Genomic DNA, 7269 nt, shown 5'->3' on the forward strand with positions numbered 1-7269 from the left:
ACTTAGCCGAAGGCTTGTATGAACCATTCCCCCAAATTGTTGGTTTTTCAAAACTCATAATTACCTCAGCGAGCATGAATGCAGGTGCATGTTATGCTTAACTTGCAACTTCCATTGTTTAACGCAACGCAGAAAAACAGATATAGATGTAATTCCACCACAAAGAATTCCTTTAAGCACATGACACCCAGCATAACAGGCAAAAGTACCGTAGATTAAAATTCGTTGCGAAGCGAAGGGAGTTAATGTATTTGTGTCCCAGTGACCGAATTGTGAATATGTTAAGCGTTTTGTTATATGCCCTACTTGCCATAAAACGCATATTTTGCTTTTTCTACAAGAGCTTTGTATTGGTTTTCTGTTATTTCACCAGATAGAAACTGCGCTTCTATTCGTGTTGTTTCAAGGTGGTACTCATTTTCTAGGTCCGCAACGATATAACCATATTGCTTCTTATCTATTTCATCTGACCAGAATGATAACCATGCACGCTTTTTGTTCCAAGGCATTCCCGATGGGTGAGTAGGATATGTGTAGTCCTTTTCTATGACAGACGAATTGGATACGCTCTTTACAATATTGCCTTCCAACATAGCTAATTCGTAGCAATAATTAAGCACCCAATCTACGGAATGTTTGACACCAATAGGATGCCAATCGAAACCCGCGGTACATTCATCTACCTTTTTGCCATCTTGACCGTACAGATCCAAATAACCGCTGGCGCATCCAGACATAAAACAAGCAAAAATTAAAACAACAATAAATCTCGTTAATCTTCCATGCGCATATAACGCTAAGCCGTATTGCGTATAGGCGTCCCAGCGACCGAAGGAAGAGGCTTGAGCGTTTTGTAGCACGTTACCTTATCCAAACATGGTCTACTAAAAGCTTACCAGCTTGTTTGATGATGCATATTTCAGCTAAAAATTCTTCATGGCTATTAGTAAACCACTGTTTCCATAATATAAATATAGAGTCGCTTTTGTGGATAATTGATAGAAATTCCCTTTTCGAAAATTCGCCTATCTTATTTTTCTTCCATTGTTCCAGAAGATTGTCTTCGGTGACTATTGCTTTAAGGCGATCAGTAAAGTCGCGAGTATGCTTTTGATGATTCCTTTCGGTAGAGCCCTCCATGAGGTTGTCCATTAATGGATTTGCTATATTTAGTATTTGTTCATCGGTAAGCTTGTCGAAGTCCATGTTTTCTACCTGAAGTGCTAACGTCGCCATAAACGGCGCAAGCTTGGGAGCGTCCTAATTGACGCGTTTGTTAAATTCAACTCTCGAAGAACGCTCTAATCTCAGCAGATAGCAAAGCAGGAGCCTCTTCAATCACAAGATGCCCCGTATCTGGCACGGTCACAAGCTTGGAACCCTTTATTTTACTTTGAAGTGCATAAGCTTGTTCGCAAGGTATCCACTCATCCTCTTCCCCCCACAATATGAGAACAGGTGCGTTTACCTCGTTAAACTTATCTTGAAATTCATCAGTAAAAACTGAATCGGCTTGAGCAATCTGTCGATAAAAAGCTTGCTTTCCCTGCTCACCACTCCATGGCGTTAATATTCCATCAATTGTTTCTTGTGCAAGATTTTGGTGTGCAGCTGTTTGTATATACGCTTCGACTATTGCTGAATGAATATAATCTGGTAGCCCAGAAAAAGCGCTTTCATGTTTTTCGATATGCTTAAAGAATGGTGATCCCCAAGGAGATAACGCGACAGGATCAATGACAACAATCTTTCTATAGCTACCTTTATCTAAAATGTGATTTCTCAACACTGTCGTACCACCGAAGTCATGACCGACAATAAAAGGCGACTCCAATTCCCAATGTTTAACTAAAGCATTCAATAATTTATTTTGTATTCCAAGAGAAACATCGGCTTCACTTTTATCCGATTCTCCATATCCAAGTAGATCAAAGTAGTAAACCTTATAATGACAGGCTTAGTCATCAATCAAATGCCTTAAGTTGAAAGACGACCACGGCGTGCCGTGTACCAAAATTATAGGCTCTCCCTCACCTTTAATTCCGTACTTTACTTCCCGCCCGTTATATTGAAAGGTGTACGGGAGGCTCCAGTCGCTCATTTTAAACTCCTTGAATATAACGCCAGCAATAAACGTCGCCCTGAGAAGGGCGTCCTGAGAAGGCGAACGTAGTGAGTGTGTTTATTGAGTTGTTAGGTACGTTTATAAACATCAGAGCGATGCCCGACTTTTATCACCTGTACCACAAGCTCGTTTTCTCGGATTTCATAAATGATTCTATAAAGGCCTTGCCGGATACGATACAAGTCTTGTCCACTAAGCTTAATTGCTCCATCTCTTCGAGGGTTTTCAGCTAATAAGTCAATTTTGGCGAGGATCTTCTTAACGTCCGATTTGGGAATTGCCATAAAATCTTTTGCTACTGATTTCTTGAAAGTGACGCTATATTTTTCCATCAGCTTCCAAACTGTTTAGCAAGTCCTCATAGGAAATTTCGGGCTCTTTGGCCCGTAGTCTTACCGCAGCCAAGTCTTCTTGATCTTCTTTCATAAGAAGTCTCACTGCTTCATCAATCAATTCTGATATTGAGGTATCTGATGTTGCAGCCCGCAGTTTCAGAGCATTATGAATTGCTGGCTCGAAATAGACGGTTGATCGTTTTGATAAAGTACTCATGAATAAGTCCCACTTAAGTAACGTTAAAACATTATAGCGTTAAAGTGTTGGATGGGCTAATTTTTACTCAAAAGTACCTAACACCCAACTTTGGGGCACAAATACATGGGCTAAAATAACAAGCGAAGCGAGTGTTTATGCGCTTGTTAGGCATACATGCTCTCCACGAAGTACGTTGCCCCTAGCGAGATAAAAATAAAAGATGTATTGATTGATGCCTGAACAGGCCAAGCAAAATTACCGTATGTTATTCCTGCGCTCTTTGAAAATATAACCATTAATCCCATTAATCCAAACCACGGCGTAAAAAATACAACGGTTTTCCACTTTACAATTGATACTGCCACATCGTGAAGTGCGCCACTGACTAAGAATGTGATGAGAGTCGCTATGGGAATGGGTAAAAAAGTGGCTAGCGGTCGCATGACATTACGAGATAAATAATAGCCCCATATAGGGTTCCAATAGTGCCAAAATACGGGAAAAGATTTGGCACCGAAAGAACGAGAAAGCATATTTCTCAAGGAGTGACTTGCACCCAGAGGAACGCCATTTCGTTTCTTAACATATTGTGAAAGTGACAATGAGCTGTGCATGATAATCCCGTATGCCTAACTTTTAAATAAGGGGCGGCCCGACAGGGACATCCGGTGGAGGGCCATCGGGCCGGAACAGACTTAATGGCTTTGTTATACCTGCCCCAAGACACAATCGATCTCCGTTTCAACGAGCCAGTCCGGAATGATGAAGCGACTTACTTCAACAAACGTACACGCGGGCTTTATTGCAGAAAATAGCTCACCATGTGCTTTGGCGGCTTCCTCCCAACGAGAAATGTCAGTAAGCATGATGCGAGTTCTGATTATATCTGCCGGTTTTCCTCCAGCCTTCTCAATAGCCCGAATAGAGAGTTCGAGGCAGTACTTGGTCTGCCCATAAACATCCCCAACGCAGGTAGTTTCGCCATTCTCTATGGGGGCCGTGCCGGAGACAGAAATCATGTTTCCAACTCTACATGCTCTGGAAAACCCAATCGGCTCTTCCAAAGGAGAGCCCGAACTTACCAGTTTTCTCATATGCTCCTCCTTGAGGTATAACACTAAGCTAAGGGGCAAAAGCACAATGCGAAAATGGCGAAGCCGCATTGTGTTTTTGTCCCAGCGACCCGCGCAGCGGGTTGCGACTTGAGCGTTTGTTATACGCTTGCTTAGTCATTTAAAACCTCAATATTGACAATGTTAGTCACTGAATGGAAGTTTACAGGTTGTGATAAGTATCTAATTTCACATTTAACTTTCAGTGTTTTGTCCAAATAGTTGGCGCAGTTGTTTTTATGACACAGTTCAGAAGGCCAATCAAAAAATAGTACCTTTTTATCTCCGCTTGCAAGCGCTTCTTCTGACGCGTGAAAATACGCGATTGGGAGCATAGAAGTCTCGTTTGAATTAATTGAGGCTTGAGTCGGGGCAGCAGACAAGAAACCCATCAATTCGATTTGCTTATTGAGGTAGTCGTTATTACCAAAAATAGAGCTGAACTCGACCTCTTCCGCTGAGGCAGAAAAAGAGATAAGAATAAAAAGAGCTAAATTTTTCATATGCGCATAACGCTTCACATATGGGGCGCAGGCTTGCTGGCTATACTTGCGCGAAGCGCCAGCCAGCGAGTATGCGTCCCAATGAGAGAAGCGAATGAATATGATGTGTTTGTTAGGGGCCAATTGACTCATTTAATTTATAGAGTTCCTGTTGAGCAGAACTAAAAGGCATTTCTTTTATAAACCAGGTTCCACCTGCTGTATATCTTGTAACCAAATTAACTTCTGGCACATCTATGGAGTTTGCGATAGAGATTTTAAACATACGCTTATCGTTACGCGCGATATTTACATCAAATTATAAAAGCGTATGGACGGGAAAGGCATCGGGTTTAATCTTAATTTGATAGTTACCCGGCTTACCATAAAAGCCAAGAAACCCCTTTGTGCCTAGACAGCCTTTTTCGATGTCATTTAGTAAAACTTTTAAGCAAACTGTACCTCCGTCATGTTCTAACGGACGATAAAAATAAACTTGCGCCTTATCTTTATTGGATGACATTACACCCGAGAACTTCGGTCCAGTTGCAGCTGGGTTCATACACCCAGCCAAGCCAAATAAAAATACGAAGATGAATAGTGGTCTCATAAACGTCCTGTGAATTCTGCAAAAGCCCCTAACTTCCCACTAAGGGGCGATAACATATGGGCTAAAATTAGGAACGAAGTGACGCAGCCCATGTGTTAGCGTCCCAGGAGAGTGCCTTGAGTGGCTTGTTAGATGTTCTCACTTATAAACGCCAAAATATCATTGTGTATCCTTAGGTCTGTACCGTGACCAATATTTTCGTAGGTTTTCAATACTGCATTCGCACCATGTTTCAAATATTTATTTTGGCAATTCTCCCAACGGTTCGGTTGCATGCTCTCTCCTAGCGATGAATAAATAGTAGCTTTTTCTTCATCCGAATATGCATCACCGAATTTCGTTGAATCGTTTGTGTCGTTTTCGCCCATGAACAAAAATTGGGGCAACGCCTTCCATTTCTCTTTTGCAAAAGCTTTACCAGTAACCTGCTCAAAGTTATTGAGTCCTAATGGATAGTCGAGTTTAACTTCGTTTAAAGAGTTTACAGGTAGCATTAAAATTCCATTTAATCCGCCTGCTACAACAACTTTAAGAGATTCGGGGTGCAGAAGAGAAAATCTATTTGCAAACGTACCTGATGCAGAAAACCCAGTCATAACGATCCTTTCGTTTACGATTACAGAATGGGTTCTCAATATAGATTTTGCTTCGTTGATCATCGCTAGCAATTGAAGGTCAATTCTCTTCAGTTTACCCGAGTCTACTAGCATAGTGTCGCTATCAAATGCATGCGTATATGTTTCCCAATGTTTTTCTGACCGAGGAAAAGCAGGGACAAGAATCGGCGCTTTTAGTTTTTTAGAAACCCACGGACCTATAGAATTTCCGAGAATAGCTTTACGAGCACTATTTAGGTGTATGTCGAAGTCGTCCGAAACTTTTCCGGTGTTGTTCGTTTCAACGATCAAATAATTTGTTTCAGTTAATTCAGGCACTTTCAAAAAGAAAGGAAAGAAAAAACCTTTTTCTGGGTTGGCAGGAACTTCAACAACTAGGTCTTCGGCGCAGAGGTTGCTTGACAATAAAAACAATAAACAAAAAACTTTTGGTACATCTCTATATCCTTATTCTCAAACATCCCAGAAGAACATCTAACACCCACATAAAGGGCAGTAACACGTGGGTTAAAATCCGAGCGAAGCGACAGAGCCCACGTGTTATTGCCCCAGGGAGCTTGCGACCGACTTAATGTGATTGTTAAATGCCGCCTACTTTAACTTCGAAAAACTTAGTTTTTTCACTTAAGTGTTGATATACCCAAGGAGGATTAACAACATCAACGTTAGATACCCCAAGTGCAGCAAGCCCTTCAAGCGAGTAGTACCAGCCGACAAAGTCTTCTTTCTCAACAAACTCATCGTATTTGGGAGATTGTCCAAGTGTTGTTATCTGTTGGTCCACACCAATTTTTTCGAAGAACTTTCGCTCACGAACAATGGCTGACTTCATATATTTTTCAAGGTTCTGCTTCGTTGACTCCTGCTCCTCTTCAGGTAGACCCTTAATAAACGAAGTTATTTCTTTCTCCATTCCGGTAGTACCGCCATGGAAACCGATGAGTGCATGATTCGATATCCTGTGGTGGTTTGCTGCAGAAAAAACGTAGTTGGCGCATGATGAAAGACAATAATCATTTACCTCAACCTTCAAATCATAGTCATAAACAAGATCACCAAGTTCCATACCATCATTAATTTCGCCACCTTTAGAAGTTATAGACAGCCATTCAACTTTATTCTCACCATTTTTCAGAAGGGAAAGAAGTTTCTGGTTTGCTGACGGTGATAACTCACCGCGATAAACTACAGTGTTTTCAAGCAAATCGACTGATGTTTCACTACTTTGTGCTGATACGCACGATAGAGGAATAATTAAAATGAAAGACCATAAAAGTTTAAACATGCTGATTCCTTGTGGCATTTAACTTTTCAATAACGGGCGCAGGCACGTAGGGCATAATGGCGTAGCCGCCCCGCGTATAGGCGTCCCAGCGACCGGAGGGAGTGCCAACAGCGTTTTGTTAGGCGTACAACGGAACGTACGCAGCTTTGCTGCCACCACTAGCCAAATGGGCCGCGTGTTTAAATTATTGAATTTAAGATAAAACAACCTTGTGCGAAATGCCAGATGTTAACGGCATTGCTGGATAAAAGAGCGAGTTTAGACAACTTGTAGTGTTAAATGTTGGCGTTGCGGTGTTGACGAAAAGCGCGTTGCTAAAGCCATAAAAAATGTCACAAAAGCAAGCTTTAAAAACTACCTAGCGAAACAACCTTGGTGTGGGAATGTCACGGTTGAACCCACTTTTTAATGCTGTAAGTAAATGACGCCTAACTTTTAAATAAGGGGCGCAGGCACGTAGGGCATAATGGCGAAGCCGCCCTGCGTGTTTGCGTCCCAGCCCGC

General features: G+C 41.7%; 12 protein-coding genes and 1 pseudogene. All 13 read right to left on the bottom strand.

Going from position 1 to position 7269, the window contains the following annotated elements; all coding sequences use genetic code 11:
• Window positions 1-302: 302 nt before the first annotated feature.
• The 13 genes and pseudogenes from KYS23_RS18600 to KYS23_RS18660 all read right to left on the bottom strand — a co-directional run bounded on the left by KYS23_RS18600 (window position 303) and on the right by KYS23_RS18660 (window position 6765).
• A complete protein-coding gene (locus KYS23_RS18600) occupies window positions 303-860 on the bottom strand; it encodes a hypothetical protein (RefSeq protein ID WP_218419747.1) in 558 nt (185 codons plus the stop codon).
• A gap of 1 nt (window position 861) precedes the next feature.
• Complete coding sequence (locus tag KYS23_RS18605) at window positions 862-1236, bottom strand: hypothetical protein (RefSeq protein WP_218398145.1); 375 nt, start codon at window positions 1234-1236, stop codon at window positions 862-864.
• 46 nt (window positions 1237-1282) lie between these two features.
• Window positions 1283-1939 (bottom strand): annotated as a pseudogene (locus KYS23_RS18610) (alpha/beta fold hydrolase); the annotation flags it as partial.
• Between the two features lie 18 nt (window positions 1940-1957).
• Window positions 1958-2101, bottom strand: a complete 144-nt coding sequence (locus KYS23_RS18615) for a hypothetical protein (protein ID WP_218419748.1) — start codon at window positions 2099-2101, stop codon at window positions 1958-1960.
• 92 nt (window positions 2102-2193) lie between these two features.
• Window positions 2194-2457 carry a type II toxin-antitoxin system RelE family toxin gene (locus KYS23_RS18620; protein WP_159528475.1) on the bottom strand — a complete coding sequence of 88 codons (264 nt, stop codon included), beginning with the start codon at window positions 2455-2457 and terminating at the stop codon, window positions 2194-2196.
• Window positions 2444-2677 (bottom strand): ribbon-helix-helix domain-containing protein, encoded by a 234-nt coding sequence (locus KYS23_RS18625; protein WP_159528477.1) that lies wholly within the window; start codon window positions 2675-2677, stop codon window positions 2444-2446. The genes KYS23_RS18620 and KYS23_RS18625 overlap by 14 nt, the downstream gene beginning before the upstream one ends.
• 146 nt (window positions 2678-2823) lie before the next feature.
• A complete protein-coding gene (locus KYS23_RS18630) occupies window positions 2824-3273 on the bottom strand; it encodes an acyltransferase (protein ID WP_159528479.1) in 450 nt (149 codons plus the stop codon).
• 93 nt (window positions 3274-3366) lie between these two features.
• A complete protein-coding gene (locus KYS23_RS18635) occupies window positions 3367-3753 on the bottom strand; it encodes a RidA family protein (protein ID WP_159528481.1) in 387 nt (128 codons plus the stop codon).
• Window positions 3754-3884: 131 nt separating this feature from the next.
• Window positions 3885-4406: a hypothetical protein gene (locus KYS23_RS18640; protein WP_218419749.1), complete on the bottom strand. Its 522-nt coding sequence runs from the start codon at window positions 4404-4406 to the stop codon at window positions 3885-3887.
• On the bottom strand, window positions 4387-4539 hold the full coding sequence (locus tag KYS23_RS18645; RefSeq protein WP_218419750.1) for a hypothetical protein: 153 nt from the start codon (window positions 4537-4539) through the stop codon (window positions 4387-4389). Before KYS23_RS18645 ends, KYS23_RS18640 begins: the two co-directional genes overlap by 20 nt.
• A gap of 33 nt (window positions 4540-4572) precedes the next feature.
• Window positions 4573-4863, bottom strand: a complete 291-nt coding sequence (locus KYS23_RS18650; protein ID WP_218419751.1) for a hypothetical protein — start codon at window positions 4861-4863, stop codon at window positions 4573-4575.
• Between the two features lie 128 nt (window positions 4864-4991).
• A complete protein-coding gene (locus tag KYS23_RS18655; protein WP_246604495.1) occupies window positions 4992-5894 on the bottom strand; it encodes a hypothetical protein in 903 nt (300 codons plus the stop codon).
• A 166-nt stretch (window positions 5895-6060) separates the two neighbouring features.
• Complete coding sequence (locus tag KYS23_RS18660) at window positions 6061-6765, bottom strand: hypothetical protein (protein ID WP_218419752.1); 705 nt, start codon at window positions 6763-6765, stop codon at window positions 6061-6063.
• Window positions 6766-7269 lie beyond the last annotated feature (504 nt).

The sequence above is a fragment of the Alteromonas lipotrueae genome, assembly GCF_019249255.1.
In the GTDB taxonomy this organism is placed as follows: Bacteria; Pseudomonadota; Gammaproteobacteria; order Enterobacterales; family Alteromonadaceae; genus Alteromonas; species Alteromonas lipotrueae.